Source organism: Oceanotoga teriensis, from assembly GCF_003148465.1.
In the GTDB taxonomy this organism is placed as follows: domain Bacteria; phylum Thermotogota; class Thermotogae; order Petrotogales; family Petrotogaceae; genus Oceanotoga; species Oceanotoga teriensis.
Genome location: NZ_QGGI01000002.1, coordinates 1 through 21,664, shown reverse-complemented (window position 1 = coordinate 21,664; position 21,664 = coordinate 1). Strand labels below are relative to the sequence as shown.

At 26.8% G+C, this 21,664-nt stretch carries 22 protein-coding genes and 1 other RNA gene; 10 read left to right on the top strand and 13 right to left on the bottom strand.

Features of this window, described 5'->3' with window-relative positions:
• Positions 1-8 precede the first annotated feature (8 nt).
• Genes flgG through C7380_RS01590 form a run of 5 tightly spaced genes read left to right on the top strand, consistent with a single transcriptional unit; the run spans position 9 to position 3,617 of the window.
• Positions 9-794 (top strand): flagellar basal-body rod protein FlgG, encoded by a 786-nt coding sequence (gene flgG / locus C7380_RS01610; RefSeq protein WP_109603740.1) that lies wholly within the window; start codon positions 9-11, stop codon positions 792-794.
• A gap of 12 nt (positions 795-806) precedes the next feature.
• Complete coding sequence (gene flgA / locus C7380_RS01605) at positions 807-1,736, top strand: flagellar basal body P-ring formation chaperone FlgA (RefSeq protein WP_109603739.1); 930 nt, start codon at positions 807-809, stop codon at positions 1,734-1,736.
• A complete protein-coding gene (locus C7380_RS01600) occupies positions 1,733-2,338 on the top strand; it encodes a flagellar basal body L-ring protein FlgH (RefSeq protein WP_109603738.1) in 606 nt (201 codons plus the stop codon). The genes flgA and C7380_RS01600 overlap by 4 nt, the downstream gene beginning before the upstream one ends.
• 14 nt (positions 2,339-2,352) lie before the next feature.
• Entirely contained in the window at positions 2,353-3,342 is a 990-nt protein-coding gene (locus C7380_RS01595; RefSeq protein WP_109603737.1) for a flagellar basal body P-ring protein FlgI, read from the top strand.
• Between the two features lie 2 nt (positions 3,343-3,344).
• The gene (locus tag C7380_RS01590) at positions 3,345-3,617 is read left to right on the top strand and encodes a rod-binding protein (protein ID WP_109603736.1); all 273 of its coding nucleotides are present in this window, start codon (positions 3,345-3,347) and stop codon (positions 3,615-3,617) included.
• Positions 3,618-3,649: 32 nt separating this feature from the next.
• Here C7380_RS01590 and C7380_RS01585 read toward each other — a convergent pair whose 3' ends face one another.
• From C7380_RS01585 to C7380_RS01550, 8 genes are all read right to left on the bottom strand, one after another.
• On the bottom strand, positions 3,650-4,372 hold the full coding sequence (locus C7380_RS01585) for a M48 family metallopeptidase (RefSeq protein ID WP_109603735.1): 723 nt from the start codon (positions 4,370-4,372) through the stop codon (positions 3,650-3,652).
• Position 4,373: 1 nt separating this feature from the next.
• Positions 4,374-5,735 (bottom strand): tRNA (N6-isopentenyl adenosine(37)-C2)-methylthiotransferase MiaB, encoded by a 1,362-nt coding sequence (gene miaB, locus C7380_RS01580; protein ID WP_109603734.1) that lies wholly within the window; start codon positions 5,733-5,735, stop codon positions 4,374-4,376.
• Positions 5,736-5,818: 83 nt separating this feature from the next.
• Positions 5,819-6,634 (bottom strand): 30S ribosomal protein S2, encoded by an 816-nt coding sequence (gene rpsB / locus C7380_RS01575; protein ID WP_109603733.1) that lies wholly within the window; start codon positions 6,632-6,634, stop codon positions 5,819-5,821.
• 105 nt (positions 6,635-6,739) lie between these two features.
• Positions 6,740-7,081 carry a ribosome silencing factor gene (gene rsfS, locus C7380_RS01570; RefSeq protein ID WP_109603732.1) on the bottom strand — a complete coding sequence of 114 codons (342 nt, stop codon included), beginning with the start codon at positions 7,079-7,081 and terminating at the stop codon, positions 6,740-6,742.
• Positions 7,082-7,098: 17 nt separating this feature from the next.
• The gene (glmS, locus tag C7380_RS01565; RefSeq protein WP_109603731.1) at positions 7,099-8,925 is read right to left on the bottom strand and encodes a glutamine--fructose-6-phosphate transaminase (isomerizing); all 1,827 of its coding nucleotides are present in this window, start codon (positions 8,923-8,925) and stop codon (positions 7,099-7,101) included.
• Between the two features lie 18 nt (positions 8,926-8,943).
• Entirely contained in the window at positions 8,944-9,924 is a 981-nt protein-coding gene (gene plsX / locus C7380_RS01560; RefSeq protein ID WP_109603730.1) for a phosphate acyltransferase PlsX, read from the bottom strand.
• A 4-nt stretch (positions 9,925-9,928) separates the two neighbouring features.
• A complete protein-coding gene (rpmF, locus tag C7380_RS01555; protein ID WP_109603729.1) occupies positions 9,929-10,111 on the bottom strand; it encodes a 50S ribosomal protein L32 in 183 nt (60 codons plus the stop codon).
• A 36-nt stretch (positions 10,112-10,147) separates the two neighbouring features.
• Positions 10,148-10,714, bottom strand: a complete 567-nt coding sequence (locus tag C7380_RS01550) for a YceD family protein (RefSeq protein WP_206050489.1) — start codon at positions 10,712-10,714, stop codon at positions 10,148-10,150.
• A 333-nt stretch (positions 10,715-11,047) separates the two neighbouring features.
• Here C7380_RS01550 and C7380_RS01545 point away from each other — a divergent pair, with 333 nt between their 5' ends.
• The 5 genes from C7380_RS01545 to C7380_RS01525 all read left to right on the top strand — a co-directional run bounded on the left by C7380_RS01545 (position 11,048) and on the right by C7380_RS01525 (position 16,892).
• A complete protein-coding gene (locus tag C7380_RS01545) occupies positions 11,048-12,379 on the top strand; it encodes an FAD-dependent oxidoreductase (RefSeq protein WP_109603728.1) in 1,332 nt (443 codons plus the stop codon).
• 276 nt (positions 12,380-12,655) lie between these two features.
• Positions 12,656-13,726 carry a peptide chain release factor 1 gene (gene prfA / locus C7380_RS01540; RefSeq protein ID WP_109603727.1) on the top strand — a complete coding sequence of 357 codons (1,071 nt, stop codon included), beginning with the start codon at positions 12,656-12,658 and terminating at the stop codon, positions 13,724-13,726.
• A 16-nt stretch (positions 13,727-13,742) separates the two neighbouring features.
• On the top strand, positions 13,743-14,186 hold the full coding sequence (locus C7380_RS01535; RefSeq protein WP_109603726.1) for a hypothetical protein: 444 nt from the start codon (positions 13,743-13,745) through the stop codon (positions 14,184-14,186).
• 1 nt (position 14,187) lies between these two features.
• Entirely contained in the window at positions 14,188-16,101 is a 1,914-nt protein-coding gene (gene thrS, locus C7380_RS01530; RefSeq protein WP_109603725.1) for a threonine--tRNA ligase, read from the top strand.
• Positions 16,102-16,334: 233 nt separating this feature from the next.
• The gene (locus C7380_RS01525) at positions 16,335-16,892 is read left to right on the top strand and encodes a manganese efflux pump MntP (RefSeq protein WP_109603724.1); all 558 of its coding nucleotides are present in this window, start codon (positions 16,335-16,337) and stop codon (positions 16,890-16,892) included.
• Positions 16,893-16,912: 20 nt separating this feature from the next.
• Here the strand turns inward: C7380_RS01525 and rnpB are convergent.
• The 5 genes from rnpB to C7380_RS01500 form a co-directional block, all read right to left on the bottom strand.
• An RNA gene (gene rnpB, locus C7380_RS01520) (RNase P RNA component class A) lies at positions 16,913-17,245 on the bottom strand.
• Between the two features lie 12 nt (positions 17,246-17,257).
• Complete coding sequence (gene mnmL / locus C7380_RS01515; protein WP_109603723.1) at positions 17,258-18,160, bottom strand: tRNA modification radical SAM protein MnmL/YtqA; 903 nt, start codon at positions 18,158-18,160, stop codon at positions 17,258-17,260.
• A 16-nt stretch (positions 18,161-18,176) separates the two neighbouring features.
• Complete coding sequence (locus C7380_RS01510) at positions 18,177-18,671, bottom strand: hypothetical protein (RefSeq protein ID WP_109603722.1); 495 nt, start codon at positions 18,669-18,671, stop codon at positions 18,177-18,179.
• A complete protein-coding gene (locus tag C7380_RS01505) occupies positions 18,601-19,899 on the bottom strand; it encodes an amidohydrolase (protein WP_109603721.1) in 1,299 nt (432 codons plus the stop codon). Before C7380_RS01505 ends, C7380_RS01510 begins: the two co-directional genes overlap by 71 nt.
• Positions 19,900-19,982: 83 nt before the next feature.
• Positions 19,983-21,572: a permease-like membrane multi-spanning protein gene (locus C7380_RS01500; RefSeq protein WP_109603720.1), complete on the bottom strand. Its 1,590-nt coding sequence runs from the start codon at positions 21,570-21,572 to the stop codon at positions 19,983-19,985.
• Positions 21,573-21,664: the final 92 nt, after the last annotated feature.

Below are 21,664 nucleotides of genomic sequence, written 5' to 3'. Positions count from 1 at the left end.
GTCATGAGATGCTAGTATCTTTATACAGTGCTGCAACCGGAATGAATGCAGAACAAAGAAAATTAGACATAATTTCAAATAACTTATCAAATGTTGAAACAACTGGCTTTAAAAGACAAAGAGCTGAATTTCAAGACTTATTGTATCAAGCTGTAAGAGAAGCAGGAACTCCTACAGCTCAAGATTCTTCATTACCAACCGGTCTATATGTTGGTCATGGAACAACTTTATCTGCAACAAATAGAATATTTTCTATTGGAAATCCTGAAGAAACAGGTGGATCTACAGATATAGCTATAATGGGGGATGGATTTTTACAAGTTCAACTTCAAGATGGAAGAATAGCTTATACAAGAGATGGTTCTTTAAAAAGAGATGGTGAAGGAAGATTAACAACATCTAATGGCCTTTTAGTAGTTCCAAATATAGTTATACCTGCAAATTCTCAAGAAATTTCTATTTCTCCTGATGGTATAGTAAGTGTTAAATTTGCAGATGATACAATACAAAATCTTGGTAATATGACACTTGTAAGATTTGTTAATCCAGCTGGATTAAAACCTATTGGAAATAATCTATATACACAAACTCCAGCATCTGGTGATCCAGTTGAAGGAATTCCTAATCAAGACGGATTTGGACCATTACAACAAGGTTATCTTGAAAAATCAAATGTAGATGTTGTAAAAGAAATGGTTAACATGATAGTAGCTCAAAGAGCTTATGACATAAATTCAAAAACAATAACAACCTCAGATGAGATGTTAAGAACTGTATCAAATCTTAAAAGATAATAGGATTTTTTTATGAAAAAATTAGTTTTAATGTTATTACTGATGTTATTTTCAATATCTCAAGTCTATTCTTTAAAAACTTTTTATATTCCAAAAGAAGTTTATTCAGATGATGAAATTTTATCTTTGAATGATTTAATACCAGAATTAAATATAAATCGAGTAATAGGATATTTAAATTCAGAAAAAACTATATTTAATTCAAATAATCTCGAAAAAACTATGTATGGAATATTAAAAAGTTATTACAATGATTTTGAATTGAAATTTGAGTCTGAAACTGTGATAATCATAAGAATCGATAAAAAAAATAAAGTTGAAGACTTTTTTGATCTAGAAAAATATTTAAAAAATTATTTTTATGATAACTTTCCAAATTTGAGTTTAGTAGAACTTCCTGATATAAAAGAAAAATTAAATGTTGAAAGTATTGAAATAACACGTAATTTCTTAAATAAAGATAAACTTTATATTTATGCAAATATAAAGACTAAAGATGGTGCTAATTTATTCAGAAATTATATCCTAACAGTCGCTGATTTCAAAAAAGTATTATTCTATAAGGATGATTTGAACAGAAACGAAAAAATAATGAAAAATAATACTTATGAAGCTACTACAAATATATTAACTTTAAACCATAAAATCTTAACATCTGAAAATTTTGAATTTGAAAAATATATAACAAATAAATACGTAAAAAAAGATGAAATATTGAATCCTATTTATTTAAAAAGAATTCCCGATATAAAAAGAAATGATATAGTAACAATAGTAGTAAATTTTTCTGGTATATCTGTGAATTCTTGGGGAAAAGCTTTAAATGATGGTTTTATAGGTGAGTCTTTAACTGTTGTGAATACAGTTACAAATAAAAAAATAACAGGAATATTAAAAGAAGGTCCCATTTTATATATTGGGAATGGAGGTGATACTCCTTGAAGAAATTTTATATTATAATTTCTATATTACTTACTTGTTCCTTTATATTTGCAACTTCATTATGGAATGAAAATAATGCACCTATCTACTCCTATCAAAAGGAATATGATATTGGTGATATAATAACAATATCTGTTTCAGAAAACCCAACTTTTTCTCTTTCTGATGATATGGCAGACTATAAAGGTGCTACTGTTGACTCTTTAGGTTCTGTTTTTAAAAGTATAGGTGGAGTTGATTTGAAAAATTTTTTACCTTTAAATACAACAGATACAGCTGATGTAAAAGTAAATAATAAACAAAATTCATCATCTTCTCAAGCTTCTGTTAAGGTATATATTTCAGGAATAATAAGTGAAAAAAATGGAAATCTTTATAAAATTAGAGGAGAAAAAGAAATAAAAGTTGGAAAACAAAGAAAAAAAATAATAGTTGAAGGATATGTAGATAACAGTTCTATAAGTAAAAGTGGTCTTATAGAATCATCTAAAATTGCTAATTCTAAAATATGGTATGATGGTGATGTAATATTCCAACAAGATCCAAATGAACCTTCTTGGACTTCTTCACTTTTATCTGGAATTGCAAATATATTCTTTTAATGGAGGTGTAAAAGATGAGTAAAAAACTCCTCATAGTTTCAATAATAATTTTTTCATTCGCCATTTCATTTTCTGCGGTTAGAATAAAAGATATATCAGAATTTAGGGGTGCAAGAGATAATCAACTATTTGGTATAGGTCTTGTTACTGGTTTAAATGGATCTGGAGATTCAGGAAATATTTCTTCTGAAATGCTATCCAATATGATGGCTAATCTTGGTCTTGAAACAGATTCAAAATTAAATTCAAAAAATACAGCTGTTGTAATGGTATTTGCCAATATACCGGCCTTTTATAAACCTGGAATGAAATTAGATGTTACAGTAACGGCAGTTGGAGATGCAAAATCTATAGAAAATGGATATTTAATACAAACTCCTCTTCAAGGTGCTGATAAAAGGGTATATGCTGTAGCTCAGGGTAGTGTTATTACAGGAGGAACAGATGTAAAAACAAGCTCAAATCAACAAAAAAAATATAAAATTTCTGGTTCTATCCCGCAAGGAGCTATAGTGGAAAATGAAATTCCAACACAATTAGTGAATGAAGATACAGTGACAATAAATCTTAAAAACCCTGATCTTTCAACAGCATCTAGAGTTTCTAGAGCTATAAATGTTACTTTTTCAAATAAAATTTCAAAAGCAATAGATGCTTCATCGATAAAAATAAATGTTCCAGCCGTATTCGAAGATGACCTTATTTCTTTTCTTGCAATGATAGAAGATGTAGAAGTTCAGCCGGATAATAAAGCTAAAATTATTATCAATGAAAAAACAGGTTCTATAATATTTGGAGGAAATGTAAAAGTTGCCGATACAACAACGAGTTATGGAAACTTTGTGCTATCTATTAAAAATGGTCAAGTAAATGGAAGTCCAGCAACGATTGATAATGTAATATCTGCTTTAAAAGCTGCTGGTGCTGTTCCTCAAGATTTAATAGCTATAATTCAAAATCTCTCTGCTGGAAACTTCATATATGCAGATTTAGTGGTGATGTAATTATGATTGGTCCTGTTTATAATACAAGTATTAATAGTTCTAATACAACTATGAAAGAAGCTTCAGAAGAAATAGTTAGTAGCTTATTTTCAAATGTTTTGAATTCAATGTATAATTCCGAACTCTTTTCTGATAATACTTTAATAAAAAAATCTACTACAGAAAAATGGTTTAGAGAAATGTTAAACGCCGAATATGCCAAAACAGCTACAAAAAAAGAGTTAAAACCTTTAGTTGACCAGATACTTAAATCTTTTAATAGTATAGAAAGATAAAACACAGATATCAAAATGATATCTGTGTTTTTTTAAAATACAATTTTATATGAATTCTCTTTAAGCCATTTTTCTTTTTCCTTATAATCTGGTATTATATTAGAAACTAAAATCCAAAAATCTTTTGAGTGATTCTTATACTTCATATGACACATTTCATGTATGACTATATAATCTATTACATCAATTTTCATCATAATAATTTTCCAATTAAACAATAAATCATCTTTATAAGTACAACTACCCCATCTTTTGTTTTGTTCCTTTACTTTTATATCTCTTGGATTATAATCAAAATATTTCTTATAATGATTAATTCTTTTATTTATGATATTTAAACTTTCTTTTTTATACCAAATTTTCAAATTATTCTTTATAGAATCTGGATCATTTTTCCTATAAGTATATATTAAAAAATTCTTTTCTAAATATATACTTTTATTTATTACTCCTTTTCCATTTAAAAATTTTAAAATATACTCATCACCCAAAAATAAAAATCTTTCTCCTTCTTCAAACTTTTTATTTAATTCTACATAACCTTTCTTTTCAAAAAAAATTATTTTATTTTTTATCCAATTAGATTTTTTATTTAATATATATATTATTTCTTCTATTTTTAATGTATAAGGAGCATTTACTTTTATTTTTTTCTGATTTTCAATTTTTATTTGAATAGTTTTTCTTTTAGTTGAGAACAATTGAACTTCTAAGATTCTATTGTCCAAATAAAAATTAAATTTATGTTCTTTCATATCAATCAAAAATTTTTAATGTCGGATCTTCTTTTTTAAAATCGACTTGAGTTTCATCTGCTATTTTTTGACCATAAAGTGGTCCTGCTGAAACTCTTCTAATTTTAACATCAACATATTTTCCATTATATTCATCGATAGAGTCAAACATAACTACTTTATTATTAATAGTTCTTCCAAAATGCATGCCATGTTTAGTTTTACCTTCTTGAATAACTCTAATAATTTTTTCAGCATATTTTTCATTTTCTTCTCTACCTATATTTTTTTCAATCTCAACAATTTCCATCAATCTTTTATTTTTTTCTTCTTTACTAACATTATCTTCTTTAAATTTTGCTGCTATTGTTCCTTCTCTTGGAGAATATTCAGCAATATTTACCTTTTCAAACCTTATATCCTTAATCAACTGTAAAGTTTCAAGATAATCTTCATGAGTCTCTCCAGGAAATCCTACTATAATATCTGTACTTAAAGTAACTCCTTTAACCTTACTTCTGACTCTATGAACAAGTTTATAAAATTGTTCTTTAGTATATTTTCTATTCATCGCTTCAAGCATATTATTACTACCAGCTTGAACGGGTAAATGAAAATAATTAGCTGCTTTCGGTTCTTTTGCTATTGTATCAATAAGCTCATCTGTAATATCAGAAGGATAAGAAGTCATAAACCATATTCTCTCTATTCCTTCAACTTTTGCAGCTTCTTTTATTAATTTATCAAGTTTTGGTTTTCCATCTCCAAAGTCTTTTCCATATGAATCAACATTTTGACCAAGGAAAGTTATTTCTCTATATCCTTTTTTAGCATAATCTTTAACTTCATTTATTATATCTTCAAAATCTCTACTTTTCTCAAATCCTCTTGTATAAGGAACTATACAATATGAACAATATTTATTACATCCATATTGGATTGTAACCCAAGCATGATGTAAACTGTTTGGCATCTTTGGTAAGTCATGACTCATATCTGATAATTTATCAGAAAAATCAGAAAATTTTTCTCCTCTTTTTGCTCTATTTACCATATTAACTATATCTACTACATTTCTTGTTCCAAATATAAAATTGACTTTTTTATGTCTTTTTAATATTTCATCTCTTTCTTTTTCTGATGAACATCCACCAACAGCAAGTATTAAATCTTTATTTTTATTCTTAAACCTACCATATTCACCTATGGCTCCATGCATTTTATTCTCTGCTTTTTCACGAACAGCACAAGTATTTAAGATTATAAGATTGGCATTTTCTGGATTTTCAGTCCATTCATAACCTTCTCGAGTTAGGAGACCACTCATAATCTCAGATTCATTAACATTCATCTGACATCCAAATGTTTTAATATAAAACTTCACAAATATTCCTCCCAATATAATTTATTTTTTCAAAAAAACTCCGACCGAATTTACAGGTCGGAGTTAATTTGGAGTTTTAATTATTAGTTTTCTTCTTCTTCATCTTCCAATTCATTTGCTATATCTGAATATTTATCTTCTGCATCTAATTTTTCTATTATTTCATTTTCTTCTTCGCTTGTTGATCCTTTATTTCCTTCTGGTAAAGTATCAACTCTACCTTCTCTTCCTTCTATAACAGCATCAGCCATTTTTGAAGCGATCAACATTATAGCTCTTATAGCATCATCATTGGCAGGTATAACAAAATCTATTAAGTCAGGATCACAATTTGTATCAACCATTGAAATTGTTGGAATTCCTAATTTATTTGCTTCTTGAATACCTATTTCTTCTTTTCTTGGATCTACAAAGAAAATAACATCTGGAGCTTTATTTAAACCTCTTAATCCACCAAGGTTCTTTTCTAATTTATCAAGAACTCTTTTCGTTCTTGATTGTTCTTTTTTAGGTAATTTTGCAAATTCTTCTGTTTCAACATATTCTGTTAATTCTTCAAGTCTTGTAATTCTTTTTTTAATAGTTTTGAAGTTTGTTAATAATCCTCCCAACCATCTGTTGTTTACATAATATCCGCCACATCTTTTTGCTTCATCAGCAACTATTTGTTGTGCTTGTTTCTTTGTACCAACAAATAAAACTTCTGCACCTTCTGTTGATTTGTCTCTTAAAAAATTATAAGCTTCTTCAATAGACTGCAATGTTTTTTGAAGGTCTATGATGTGTATTCCTTTTCTTTCTGTGAATATATATGGATCCATTTTTGGATTCCATCTTCTTGTTCTATGCCCAAAATGAGCACCAGCTTCTAATAATTGTTTCATGCTTACTACTGACATTAAAAAAACACCTCCGATTTGGTTTTCCCGCCAGAAATCAAAACTTACCGGCCAACATATAGTTTAAGATGGCACCGAGGTAAGAATAATATTTCTGTGAGTGATTTATTTTAATAAATATTTTGACCATAAAGAATCTAAGTCATAAAATTCTCTTCCATCTCTGGAAAATATATGAACTATTATATTACCTGTATCAACAACTAACCAATCTGATCCTCTTGTTTTATCATGATAAGTTAATTTTATTTCATTTTCCTTTAAGTATTTTACCACATAGTCTCTTAACGCATTCATATGTGTATCTGAATTTCCTGTAACAATAACAAAATAATCCACCAATAATGATGATTTTTCCATATCAAATATTTTTATATCCTCGGCGTCATATTTTTCCATAATTTCTTTGATTTCATCAACATTTTTCTTAACTTCTTCTTTTAACAAATAATACACCTCCTGTATTATTCAACGGTTACGCTTTTTGCTAAATTTCTTGGCTTATCAGGATCAAGATGTCTCAATATAGAGATATTATAAGAAAATAATTGAGTTATAGGCGCAACTGCCAAAGGAAGTAAAGCTTCTTCTATATTAGGAACTAATATATAATCATCTACTATCTCTTTTATCCTTTCATCTTCACTGGATGTTAAAGCTATAACTCTTGCTTTTCTTGCTTTTATTTCCATTATATTACTTATCATCTTTTCTTTTAATCCATTAAATGGTATAATAGCAAACACAGGAAAAGCTTCATCTAAAAGTGCTATAGGTCCATGCTTTAATTCTCCAGCTTGATAAGCTGTTGCATTTATATAACTAATTTCTTTTAATTTTAAAGCTCCTTCGAGTGCCGCTGTATATCCAAATCCTCTTCCAACATACATCATATTCTTATAATTAACATATTGTCTTGATATTTCTTTTATATGTTCCTTAGTAGTGAGAACCTCTTCAAAAATTTCATCTATTTTTTCAAGTTTACTCACAATATTCTTTATCTCAGTACTATATTGTTCTCTATAAAAAAGTATCTGTGCTGAAATCAAATAAAGTATAGCTATTTGTGCTGTATAAGTTTTAGTTGCAGCAACACCAATTTCTGGACCAGTATTCATATAAACAACCGAATTAGATTCTCTTGGAATTGTTGATCCAACAACATTACTCATAGAAAGTATATGCGCACCTTTTTCTTTAGCTATTCTTATACCTTCGAGTGTATCTATTGTTTCGCCAGATTGACTAACAGCAATAACAAGTGTATTTTTATCTACATGAGGATTCATATATCTAAACTCAGAAGCAACTTCTATATTTATATCTAAATCTGAATATGCATTTAATAGATAAACCATAGAAAGTCCAGCATGATAACTCGTCCCACAAGCAACTATATATATTTTTTTTAGATCATTTTTTATAAAGTTTTTTATATTTTCAAGTTCTACGAGATTTGGTACATTATTTTTTATTCTTCCACTTAAAGCAGATTTTATGGATTGAGGTTGTTCATTTATTTCTTTTTCCATAAAATGATCATATCCTGATTTTTCTGCTAAAGTTTCATCCCACGTTATATGGATTTCATTTCTTTTTATTATCTTTTTATTATCATCATATATGGTATAACCTTCTGAATTTAATTCAGCAATTTCATCATCCTCAAGAAAATTTACATATTTAGTGTATTTAATTAAAGGAGTTATATCAGAAGCAAGCATTGTAAAGTCTTTTGAATTAGCAAGAACTAATGGAGATCCTTTTCTGGCAACTATTATTTTATTAGGTTCAAGTCGATGTATGACAGCTAAAGCATAAGTTCCTTCAAGTCTTCTTTTAGTTTCATAAACAGCTTCAAATAAATTTCCGGAATAATTTTCAGATATCAAATGTGCTATAACTTCAGTATCAGTTTGTGAAAAAAATTCATGTCCTTTTTCTATTAATTCTTTTTTTAATATTTGAAAATTTTCTATTATACCATTATGTACGATAGCTATATCTTTTTTTTGATCTGTATGAGGATGAGAATTTTCATCAGAAACTCCTCCATGAGTAGCCCATCTGGTATGAGCTATACCATTTTGAATATCTTTTTCCAAAATAGATTCTACATACTCTTTTAAATTTTTTATCTTACCTTCTTTTTTATAAATACTTATATTATTATCTTCTATAAAAGATAACCCAGCTGAATCATATCCCCTATATTCAAGTTTTTCAAGTCCGTTTATTAAATGTTTTATTTTAACATTTTTTCCAATAAATCCAACTATTCCACACATTTATAAACCCCCTGGAAATCAAATAAGTATATTAGACAATAAATCTTCTTTTGAAGCTTTGTAAGCAACATATAATGCATTTGCTATAGCTTCTGAATCCGACGAACCATGAGCTTTAACTAAATGTCCATTCACTCCAAGAAAAAATGTTCCTCCATACTGTCTATAATCAATTTTACCTTTCAAAGAATATAAAGAACCTTTCATCATTAAAGCCCCAAGTTTTGTAAATAATCCTCCAGACTTTATAGATGATTTTAATTCATTCAATATATAATATGCAGTACCTTCAATAGTTTTTAATATGTTATTTCCAGTAAAACCATCTGTTAAAAGCACATCGAATCTGTCATCAAAAATTTCTCTGGCTTCAACAAAACCTATATAATTTATATTATTTTCTTTTAAAACTTCAGCTGCTTCCTTCACCAATTGTGGCCCTTTTTCTTCTTCAGTACCAATATTTATTATTCCAACTCTTGGATTTTCAATACCCAAAAATTTTGCATATGCAATCCCTTCTCTTGCAAAATCAAAGTAATGCTCTGCTTTTACTTCCGCATTAGCACCAGCATCTACTAATATTCTTGGTTTTCCATTTTTACCTGGTAAAGCCAATGCAAGGGCAGGTCTCTTTATTCCTTTTAATCTTCCAGCTACAAAAGTTCCAGCAGTTAAAAGTGCTCCAGTATTACCAGCACTAACAAAGGCATTTAAATTGGAATTTTTCATATTCTGACATCCAATATATATAGATGATTCTTTTAATTTTAAAATTTGTGTTGGTTTAGTAGTATTATCTACTAAATTCTTACCTTCAAGATAACTCACATTATATTTTTGTAGTTTTTTCTTATCCTCTTCAGTTGTTTCTCCAACTATAACAAGTTCTGCATCTTCCAAAAATTTATTTTCAAATGCAAAAATTGCGCCCTGAATCGTAGATTCGGGCGCATTATCGCCGCCATATAAGTCTAATCCAATACGGATTTTTGACATTGAATTATTCTCCTATTTCAAGTATCTGTTTGTCACCGTAAGTACCACAGTTCAAACATACTCTATGAGGGAGTTTAGGTTCTCCACATTTAGGACAAGTAACTACATTTACTTTTATTGCTGAATAAAATTTTGCTTTTCTTCTGTGAGTTCTTGTTCTTGATGGTTTTTGTTTAGGTGTAGCCATAGGTTTATACCTCCTCTAAATATATCAAATTATTTATTATTTTGAATCTTTATCTTCTTTTAATAAATTTAATAAACTTGCAAATCTTGGATCTACATATTCTTCTTCACAATTATGGTCTGGATTTTCATTTAAATCTATTCCACAATTTGGGCATAATCCCTTACAATCTTCTTTACACAAAGGTAATTCCGGAACCTTTAATATTATAGCCTCTATAATTCTTTCTGTCAAATCTATATTAATTCCATCATAATATATAGTATTATCTAATGAATTTAAATGTTCTATCTTAGACAAACTCTTTTCAAAATCTTTGCTTATATAATAGGCTTCAAAATCAGATTCAATATTATACTTAAATTCATTCAAACATCTTGAACAACTCAATTTTAACTCAGTATTAATTCTCCCATTAGCTATGAAACCATTGCTAACCTTTTCTACTTTAAAATCAACTTTTATTGGAGACAATATCTCTGATTCTTCATTTAATAATTGAATTGTTTTCCAATCATTAATTATAACACTTTTTTCTATTTTTTTTTCAAATCTCTCAGTATTAATTATCAAATTTTTATCACTTAAATTTTCATTAAGCAATTTATATCACCTCGGCCAATATATTTTACTGGTTTTTTTTTTAAAAGATAGTAATATAATGTAAAATTTATGAGAACATTTAAAGTCTCATAATGCTTATAATATAGTCTTTTAATTATACTATATATACAATTTTTTTAGAATACTTTTTATATTATATTTTAGTTATTTTATTAAATGTATTTTTAATTTATGTAATTTTTTATAACTTTACAAAATATTACATTGACTTTTTTTATTTAAAAATGTAAAATTTAATTGAGATAATTTTAATCGGCTTTTATATGATTTAAAAAGTTATATTTTTCACTTATATTTTAAGGAGGCGTTTTTATGAAATTAGTGGTAATTGGATGTACTCATTCAGGAACGGCGGCTATAAAAAAGTCTAAGGAACTTTATTCTGATATTGATATAACTGTATATGAAAAAAATGATAATATATCTTTTTTATCTTGTGGTATAGCTCTATATATTGAGAAAACAGTTGAAGATCCACAAGGTCTTTTTTATTCTTCTCCAGATGAATTAAAGAGTATGGGAGTTAATACAAAAATGCTTCATGAAATATTAAATGTAGATTTTGATAAAAAAGTTTTAAAAGTTAAAAATCTCAAAACAAATGAAATTTTCGAAGATTCATATGATAAACTTTTGATTTCAACAGGCTCATGGCCAATAATACCCGATATAGAGGGTATTGATTCAAAAAATATTCTTCTATCAAAAAATTTTAATCATTCTAATGAAATCATAAATAAATCAAAAAATTCAGAAAATATTACAGTTATTGGAGCTGGATATATAGGAGTTGAACTTGCAGAAGCTTTTGAAAAACTTGGTAAAAAAGTGACTTTAATAGATACTCAAAAAAGAATATTAAATAAATACCTAGATGAAGAAATTACAGGTATAGCTGAAGAATCTATGATAAATAAGGGTATAAATCTTAGGCTCGATGAAACTGTTATGAAATTTGAAGAGGATGATAAAGGCTCTGTAAAAAAAGTGATAACAGACAAAAATTCTTATGACTCAGATATGGTCATTTTATGTATAGGGTTTAAACCTAATACAAACCTTTTTAAAAATAAATTAAAAATGATGGAAAATGGAGCTATAATAGTAGATGAATATATGCATACAAATGTTAAAGATGTTTATGCAGCAGGAGATGCTTGTGCTGTTAAATATAATCCTACAAATACTTATGAATATATTCCATTAGCAACAAATGCTGTAAGAATGGGTACTTTAGTTGCTTTTAATCTTTTTGAAGATAAAATAATTTACAAAGGAACACAAGGTACTTCTGGTATTAAAATTTATGATAATAAAATTGCTTCAACTGGATTAAATGAAAGTATGGCAAAAATAAAAGGTATTGATATTGAAACTACCATAATAAAAGAAAATAACAGACCTGAATTTATGCCAACTTATTCTAAACTTCTGTTAAAGTTGATATATGATAAAAAATCTAAAATTATTCTTGGAGCTCAAATAATTTCTAAAGAAGATTTAACTCAATCGATTAATACAATATCAGTTTTTATACAAAATAAAATGAAAGTTGATGACTTAGCTTTTATTGATTTTTTCTTTCAACCCAATTTCAATAAACCTTGGAATTTTTTGAATAGTGCTGGATTGAATTCTATTTGACATGTTAATTAATGAATGTTATAATCTATATATTATGATGATGAGGTGGTTTTTATGTATAAAATGTTTATAAAAAAATTTAATACCACTACCAGATTTCAGCGCCCTTACAATGACGCTGTATGTCTGTCATTGTAAAATTATTTGATAATTATCAAGGCGCTGAATAGACTTCAGCGCCTTTTATTTTTTATATTTACAATATTCTTTCAAAAGAATATATTTTATTAAAAATTAATATGATATAATTATAAAAAACAGACTGGAGGGAGTGTTTTGGACTTATTAAGCTTCAAAAATAGTATTTTAGAAAAACTTAAAGAACTTGAAATTAAACTCGCTGATCCAGATATAATAACTGATCCAGAGAGTTTACAAAAATATGGTATGGAACATACAAGACTAAATCAGCTAAAAGAACTTTATAATGATCTTGAAACTGTTAATGAAGATATATCTGCTTTATCTGAAATGTACAATTCTCATGAGCTCGATGAAGAAGAGTATAATTCTATGAGTCAAGATTTACAATATAATAAAGATTCTTTAGAAAAAGAACTCATTAAATTATTAGTACCTTCTGATAAATATGATGAAAGAAATATTTTAATGGAACTTAGAGCTGGTGCTGGTGGAGATGAAGCAGGTTTATTTGCTTCTGAGTTGATGAGATTGTATATAAGATATGCCGAAAGAAATAATTGGAAATATGAGACTATGGATGTAAATGATAATGGAATTGGTGGACTCAAATATGCCATAATAAAAATCAAAGGAAAAAGTGTATATGGGAAACTAAAATATGAGAGTGGCGTTCATAGAGTACAAAGAGTTCCACAAACAGAATCTTCTGGAAGAGTTCACACTTCTACGGCAACAGTAGCTGTATTACCAGAAGTTACGAGTATAGATGTGAATATAAATGATAATGATTTGAGAATAGATACTTATAGAGCTGGAGGTGCTGGTGGTCAACATGTTAATAAAACTGATTCTGCAGTTAGAATTACACATGAACCAACAGGTATAGTTGTTCAATATCAAAGTGAAAGATCTCAACATCAAAATAAAGAAGCCGCTATGAATATTTTAAGAGCAAAATTATTTGAAAAACAGTTAGAAGAACAACAGAAAGAAATTTCTTCTGAAAGACGTCATCAAATAGGTACAGGCGATAGATCTGAAAAAATAAGAACTTATAATTTTCCTCAAAATAGAGTAACTGATCATAGAATTAATTATACTACTTATAGAATTGAAAGTATAATGGATGGAGAAATAGATGAAATACTTGACAAACTTATAGAACATGATTTAATGATTAAATTAGAAAATCTTTCTATTTAATTTATGGGGGTGTTGTATGAAAGGAATAAATTTATTATTTAGCTCATTTTTTATTTTAGCTTTATTGTCTGGGTTCGTTGATAGTACTTTAAGTGGCAATTTTTCTATTTTAAGCATTATACTTTTTACCTTAACTCAATTTATTTTTCTGTTTGGTATTTATTCTTTTGAAAAAAATTTAAAAAAAGATGATGATATTAAATCTAATATATTTTTAATAATTTATTCAGTAATAAGTATTGCTTTACTTTTTGTTGCAAGTTTTATTTATATAAATATTTTTTATTTTTTATTATTTGTTATAATTTTTATTTATATAAACTCTATTTTATTGAAAAATTTTTTATTGGAAAACGAATTATATATACCCTATAAAAATATTTTTTATCATTTTTTTATAATGGATATTTTTATTTTTTTAAACAAAAAAATTTCTGAAGATCAGTATAGAGGTGATTAATATGGTTAAAATAAAACTGCCAGATGGAAGCATTAAAGAGTTTGAAATCGGAATAAAAGCTTCTGAAATAGCTAAATCGATTTCTGAAGGTCTTTTTAGAAATTCTATTGGTGCAAAAATAAATGGTGAATTAAAAGATTTGGATACTGCTATTGAAGAAGATTCTGAAGTCAGTATAATAACGCTCAAAGATGATGATGCCCCAAAAATATACAGACATACTGTTGCTCACATAATGGCACAAGCTGTTATGAGAATATATGATAATGTAAAAGTTGCCATTGGACCTACTATTGAAAATGGTTTTTATTATGACTTTGATCTTGAAGAAAAGATAAGTGAAGACGATTTTGAAAAAATTGAAAGTGAAATGAAAAAAATAGTTAAAGAAGATATTCCCATAAAAAGAAGTATCGTTTCAAAAGACTCCGCAAAGGAACTTTTTAAAGATCAGCCTTATAAACTTGAATTAATAGATTCTATAAATGATGAAAATGTTTCTATATATAAACAAGGAGATTTTATAGATCTATGTAGAGGCCCTCATATGCCTTCTACAAAATTTATAAAACATTTTAAACTTTTATCGGTTTCTGGTGCTTACTGGAAAGGTGATGAAAATAATAAAATGTTACAGAGAATTTATGCAACAGCATTTACTAAAAAAAATGAATTGGATGAGCATTTACATTTACTTGAAGAAGCAAAAAAAAGAGATCATAGAAAACTTGGACCTCAATTAGGTCTATTTACAATAGATACAGATGTTGCACCAGGTATGCCTTTTTTCTTAGAAAGAGGAACTATAGCTTTAAATGAAATGAAACAAGTTTCAAGAGAAATACATGAAAAATATGGATATTTTGAAGTTGAAACTCCTCAAATAATGAATGTAAATCTTTGGCATCAATCAGGTCATTGGGATCATTATCAAGATAATATGTTTTTTACAGAAAAAGAAGATACTGAAATGGCCGTTAAACCAATGAATTGTCCAGGACATATAGTTATTTATAATAAAGATATAAAAAGCTATAGAGATCTTCCTATTAGAATGTTTGAATTTGGTAAAGTTCATAGATATGAAAGAAGTGGAGTTTTACACGGACTTTTTAGAGTTAGAGTTTTTACTCAAGATGATGCTCATATCTTTTGTACTAAAGATCAAATTCAAGATGAATTAATAGGTGTTATGGATTTAATCGATGAATTATATTCTGTTTTTGGATTTGAATATGAAGCTAAATTGTCTACCATGCCAGAAGATCATATGGGTGATGTTGAAACTTGGGATTTAGCTATTAGCGCACTTAGAACAGCACTTGAAAAATCTAATACTAAATTTCAAATAAATGAAGGCGATGGTGCTTTTTATGGTCCTAAAATAGATTTTTATGTCACAGATTCTTTAGGAAGAAAATGGCAATGTGCTACTTTACAATTAGATTTTCAAATGCCTGAAAGATTTAATATGACTTATGTAAATCCAGACAATGAAGAGATTAGACCTGTTATGTTGCATAGAGCTATATTTGGTTCTATTGAAAGATTTTTTGGTATTTTAATCGAAAGTTTTGCCGGTGCATTTCCTACATGGATGTCTCCTGAACAAGTTTCAATAATTTCTGTATCAGAAAAATATAATGATGGTGCTACAAAATTTGCCAAAGAATTAAAAAAACATGGTATAAGGGTTAGCCTTAATATATCTGATTCAACTGTTGGATATAAAATAAGAGAAGAACAAATGAAAAAAATACCATATATGATTGTTTTTGGAGAAAAAGAACTTTCAAGTGATTTTATAAATATAAGAACAAGAGAAAATAATAATGTAGATAATATAAAAGTTGAAGATTTTATAAATACACTAAAAGATGAAATTAAAAGTAGAAAATTAAAGTTAAGTTATTAAAAGACTCCTTAAAGGAGTCTTTTTTATTCAGATAAAAATTATCTGTTAATTTTTATGATTTTTAATGTTATAATACATTTGTTGAAAGGGAGTAGCTGCCTTTTAAGGAGATAAAATCAACATAATGGCTTAATTGCCTGGTTTTATCATATATTTTTTAATATATTGCGAGACTTTTGACAGGTTTTTACCTGTCAAAAGTCTTTTTTTATTAGATAGGAGGAGATTTTTTAATGGACTTTTTTTTCATTCCAACCGCACTTGCAATGGATGCTTTTGCTGTTTCTATTAGTTTAGGCATTTCAATTTTGAATGTCACAAAAAAACAAGCTTTAAAAGTTAGTTTTATGTTTGGTTTTTTTCAATTTATTATGCCTATTGCAGGATATCTTTTAGCGAGTCTATTTAGCAAATATATTCAAGCTTTTGATCATTGGATTGCTTTTTCTTTGCTCATATACTTGGGAGTAAATATGATAGTTGAATCTTTTAATAAAGATTCTTTTAATAAAAACCTCAAAGATCCAACTAAAGGCAAAAATATATTTCTTCTTTCAATAGCAACAAGTATAGATGCTATGGCAATTGGTGTTGCTTTTGCAGTATTAAAAAAATCTATAATAATCACATCAATTTCAACAGGAATAATAACTTCATTATTATCCTTATTTGGAATTAAATGTGGTTGTTTTTTTGGTAAAAAATTTGGAAAAATTATGGAAGTTTTTGGTGGATTTATTTTAATATTTATAGGTTCAAAAATTTTAATCGAACATTTGTTTTTTAATTAAAAAACTCCCCGTAGGGAGTTTTTTCAAGTAAAACTATAAGCCAGATTCTGTAATAGATGATCATCTATCTAAGCGATCTACCTGAAAAGCAGTATAATTAAATACTTAGCGGGCAACTTTAACTTTTCTGTTTGATCTTGCTCAAGGTGGGGGTTACCGAGCTATCAGGTTACCCTGACACTGGTGAGCTCTTACCTCGCCTTTCCATCCTTACCTTTTATAAAAAAAGGTGGTTTCTTTTCTATGGCCCTATTCCAAGGATTTCTCCTTCCAGTATTTAAACTGGCACCCTGCCCTTAGAGTCTGGACTTTCCTCAAATGATTTATTCATCTGCGATCATCCGTTTTACTTAATTTATAATATTTTATTTAAAATTTTTACCTTGATATGAATCTCTTTTTTTCATTTCATTCTCTATGATACTCAAAACTTTTGATTTTGATAATCCCCAATTTCCATGTATTGTTCCAACAATAGGTGGTTCTGATACTAATCTATGAATTACAATTTCTGGATTTAATTCTTCCAAAAATATTATAACTCTATTAACATATTCTTCAATAGTTAAAGGAGTTATATCTCCATTTTTATACATTTCTGCTAATTTTGTATTTTCTGTTATATATAAAGAATGTAATTTAACACCATCTATTTTTAATTCATTACATATTTTTGCCATGTTTTTTATATCTTCAACACTATCTTTGGGAAAATCCATTATATAATGATGTATGACTTCTATTTTTCTTTCTTTTGCCATATTTGTTGCTTTATAAACATCATTTAAATTATGTCCTCTATTCATTAATTTAAGAGTTTTTTCATTAGAACTTTCTACTCCGTATTCTATCATTACATCTACTTTTTGCTTGTATGAAGCTATCAAGTCTAATTTTTCTTCATCCACACAATCTGGTCTTGTTGATATATCAAGTATTATTATTCTGTCATCTATAAAAGCTTGATCATACTTTTTTTTCAATACTTTAATAGAAGCATAAGTATTAGTATTAGATTGAAAATAAGCCATATATTTGTTTGCTCTACCATCATATCTTTTGATCATAGCTTTTATTTGTTCTTCTATACTTTTTTCTGGAACTAAAGATGCAAAACCTGATCCAGAAGAATCACAATATATACAACCGCCTCTACCTTTTTCACCTGTTTTATTTGGACATGTAAAACCTCCATTAATAGGTAATCTTTGAACTCTCTCACCATATTTTTCCTTTAAATATCGGCTTAATCTGTTGTATAACTTCATATTTTTACACCTAATTTCATTTAAAATTATTAATTCTATATTTTAAATCATCTACTACTGATTTTGTAGGTCCATAAACTGTATAAAATATTTTATCAACACCAACAAACCAGGACATTAAAATATCTTCTTTATATAAAGAATTATATTTTCCATATAATAATGGTACGGCTGAAATAACAGTGTTTATACCGTCGTCATCATAGTCTTCTACAAAATCATACCAGAATTTCGTTAAATTAGTTAGTGTATTAAATTTAACAATATGTATTGTATATATTTCTTTATTATAATAAAGTTCAATTTTCAAATGATCCTGTTCATCATCTATATTTGTTTCAAGAACTTTTCCACCTTTTGTTATTTCTCTTGATTTAGTTTGATATTTAGATGGTGAAAATTTTATTAAATCTTCAAATTTTTCTGAAAACATGATGATATTAGTCATTACTAATATTATTATTAATAAAGTCTTTTTCGAGTTTTTTATGCCATTTAGCAAAATTTTCATATATTTTTTCCTCCTCTAATTTTATATTTATCAATTTTTTATTATAATATTTCCATTCACCATTGATCATAGTCCCCCATATATTAGAATTATTGGCTGAATATATAAGATGAGATTTTATTTTTTTATCTTCTAAAGGTTGAAATTCTATATTCTTTAAATCTAATACGGCTATGTCAGCTTTATAACCACTTTCTATTCTTCCAATTTTTTCTTCAAAAGCATATGCTGAATTCTCCCACATCATTCTTAATATTTGATTAATTTTAATTTTTTCAGGTCCATATTTGCTTTTTTGTAAAAGTGAAGCTATATAACCTTCTTTCATAATATCAAGAGAATTATTACTTGCCGATCCATCTGTTCCAAGAGTAATATTTATATTTTTTTCAAATAATTTTGTTAATGGACATATACCATTTCCAAGTTTTAAATTAGATGATGGATTATGAGAAACTGTTACATTATTTCTTGATAAAACATGCATATCATCATCATCAATATAAACACAATGTGCAGCGATAGTAGGATTATCAAATAATCCTGTTTCTTCTATTTTTTTAAGGTTATATTCTTTTCTTTCCCATTCTGATTCGAGTAAATGTATTTGTATATGAGTTTTATATTTTTTTGCTAATTGAGAAACTTCTTTGAGTTTTTCATGGTTAACAGTATAAGGAGCATGTGGCCCAAAACCTATTTTTATTCTTCCAAAATAATTATTATATTTTTTATAAGTTTCTATATTTTCGTCTATTCTCTTTTGCCAACCTTTTTCATTATCATATGAAAGACCTCTACTTATAAAAGCCCTCATTCCAGTCTTTAATGCAGCTTGAGCTATTTGATCTGTAAACATATACATATCTGCAAAGGATGTTATTCCATTTTTTATCATTTCTAATTGAGAAATATATGATCCATAATATGCCATTTCTGGTGTCAACAGTTCTTCTCTTGGTAACATATTTTCAAATAACCATTCTTTAAAACTCATATCATCTGCATTTCCTTTAAAATAACTCATAATAGTATGAGAATGTGAATTTATAAAACCAGGAACTATTAATTTATTTTCTAAATCAAAAACTTCAAAATTTTTTTCATCTTCTATTTCACCATTTAAATATATATTTTCAATTTTATCTTCGTTTATAACTATATCTTTATTTTCAATTGATCCATCGGCACTTTTTAAAATTTTTGCATTTTTTAATAGTTTTTTCATTTTATCACCTCTTTTTTATTATAACATTTATATCATTTTTTTAGAATATAAAAATAAATTGCAGACTAATTCTGCAATTTATTTTACTCCCAATTTATCATATTTGTTTTTATTTTCCTTTTTTCTGAAATTATCATAAATACGTTTATAATCATTATAATTATTGGTATTCCTATTAAAAGAAATTTATTTAATATATCTGGCATATTTTTAAATATCCAAAAAGGATTCATAGTATATAGTTTATACATGAATATAGGTATGAAAATTCCTGCTGATAATGTCATGGTTATAGTCTCTATTTTTAATACTTCTCTTCCAGTTAAAACATTTTTATTTTTCATATCTCTTTTAGGATTCTCAACATAAAGTCTCGTTCCAAGTATTGTAGAATAATATATAAGAATTATAACTGGAATTATTAAAAATAAATATATCAAAGATATTTTTAATACAAAAAAAGACATTATCGTTACTAATATATATTCTAATGAAAATATTATTATTGGAACTCTTGCTTTAAATTCTATTAATTTTTGAGTATCAATAGGATATAATTTTGGCAAAGGCCATATTTTCCCTTCTTCAACTAATAAAGAAACATTTAAAAAAGCCGCATAATATGAAGCTATAAAGATAAAAACCATTGTTATTATTTCAAATATTTGCTGCCCCGTAAAAAAGAATATTATTGGAAGTATTATAGGATATAATATTAAAAATAATGATTGTGAATCTCTCATTAAAAATTTTGTATCTTTTCTTAAAAATGGGTTTTTTATATTCTTTATTTTTATATTTTGTTGTTTTTTTGATTTTTTAGACTTTGATATTAATTCTGAACTATTTATAATTTTATAATTTATATATATCAATATAATGCTAAGAAAAACAATAATTCCAAAAGGTATTATATTACCGTACATTGAATCAATAAATAATTTATGAGGCCATAAATTATTTAAAAAAAAGTTGCCAGCATTTTCAAAATTTTGAGCTATTTGTTGAATATTCTCTGTATTAAATTTTTGAGGACTAAAAAAATTACTTGCAAAAACAAATAAAAATATTCCTAAAAAATATGTCATCATATATACTCTATTTGCAGTTGTTTTTCCCATTATTTTTGACATAAATATACCTATTAAAAAAGATATAGATAACAATAATAATATATAAAATATCATAGAAATAATGGCCATAAAGATGTTTACTTTTGATATCATCGAATAAGTAATTACCATGGGAATAAAAAGTCCTATTGGCATTCCTGCCATTAATAAACTATCTATTGCATAAGAATAAAATATACTTGTTCTTTTTATTGGCATGGTTAATAATACAGAAGTAAATTCACTTCCAAATAAATTAATAATTATAGCTGGAGCAAAATTAATTATAAATAAAAGGCTTAAACTCATAAAAGTCATAGAATAAATCAAATCCGTAAATGTATAATCTATATTTATTCCCAGTGTAGACAAAGGTATATTTAAATCTTTAAATGTTATATAAAATAAAGGTGCTATTATTATTCCAAATATTATCGGTGGAAGAAGATAACTCAATAATGTTCCAGTAACTCCTTGTTTCTTGTATTCTCCTTTTTTATTTTTTCTTGGTCTTATTTTACTTTTTAATGAATATTTTAGTATATATAATATATCAGACATCAATCACACCTCACAGTTCATCAATGATTTCTTCAAATTCGTCTCCACCAGTGAGCTCAAGAAATATATCTTCAAGACTTTGATTTTCTTTT

What these genes read in the sequence shown, in the direction of transcription:
- C7380_RS01535 (WP_109603726.1), top strand. Translation starts at nt 13,743, where the DNA reads ATGAAAGGAATAAATTTATTATTTAGCTCATTTTTTATTTTAGCTTTA.
- plsX (WP_109603730.1), bottom strand. Translation starts at nt 9,924, where the DNA reads ATGTCAAAAATCCGTATTGGATTAGACTTATATGGCGGCGATAATGCG.
- rpmF (WP_109603729.1), bottom strand. Translation starts at nt 10,111, where the DNA reads ATGGCTACACCTAAACAAAAACCATCAAGAACAAGAACTCACAGAAGA.
- flgG (WP_109603740.1), top strand. Translation starts at nt 9, where the DNA reads ATGCTAGTATCTTTATACAGTGCTGCAACCGGAATGAATGCAGAACAA.
- flgA (WP_109603739.1), top strand. Translation starts at nt 807, where the DNA reads ATGAAAAAATTAGTTTTAATGTTATTACTGATGTTATTTTCAATATCT.
- rpsB (WP_109603733.1), bottom strand. Translation starts at nt 6,634, where the DNA reads ATGTCAGTAGTAAGCATGAAACAATTATTAGAAGCTGGTGCTCATTTT.
- C7380_RS01590 (WP_109603736.1), top strand. Translation starts at nt 3,345, where the DNA reads ATGATTGGTCCTGTTTATAATACAAGTATTAATAGTTCTAATACAACT.
- C7380_RS01595 (WP_109603737.1), top strand. Translation starts at nt 2,353, where the DNA reads ATGAGTAAAAAACTCCTCATAGTTTCAATAATAATTTTTTCATTCGCC.
- C7380_RS01585 (WP_109603735.1), bottom strand. Translation starts at nt 4,372, where the DNA reads ATGAAAGAACATAAATTTAATTTTTATTTGGACAATAGAATCTTAGAA.
- C7380_RS01505 (WP_109603721.1), bottom strand. Translation starts at nt 19,899, where the DNA reads ATGAAAAAACTATTAAAAAATGCAAAAATTTTAAAAAGTGCCGATGGA.
- mnmL (WP_109603723.1), bottom strand. Translation starts at nt 18,160, where the DNA reads ATGAAGTTATACAACAGATTAAGCCGATATTTAAAGGAAAAATATGGT.
- C7380_RS01510 (WP_109603722.1), bottom strand. Translation starts at nt 18,671, where the DNA reads ATGAAAATTTTGCTAAATGGCATAAAAAACTCGAAAAAGACTTTATTA.
- C7380_RS01525 (WP_109603724.1), top strand. Translation starts at nt 16,335, where the DNA reads ATGGACTTTTTTTTCATTCCAACCGCACTTGCAATGGATGCTTTTGCT.
- C7380_RS01500 (WP_109603720.1), bottom strand. Translation starts at nt 21,572, where the DNA reads ATGTCTGATATATTATATATACTAAAATATTCATTAAAAAGTAAAATA.
- glmS (WP_109603731.1), bottom strand. Translation starts at nt 8,925, where the DNA reads ATGTGTGGAATAGTTGGATTTATTGGAAAAAATGTTAAAATAAAACAT.
- thrS (WP_109603725.1), top strand. Translation starts at nt 14,188, where the DNA reads ATGGTTAAAATAAAACTGCCAGATGGAAGCATTAAAGAGTTTGAAATC.
- C7380_RS01545 (WP_109603728.1), top strand. Translation starts at nt 11,048, where the DNA reads ATGAAATTAGTGGTAATTGGATGTACTCATTCAGGAACGGCGGCTATA.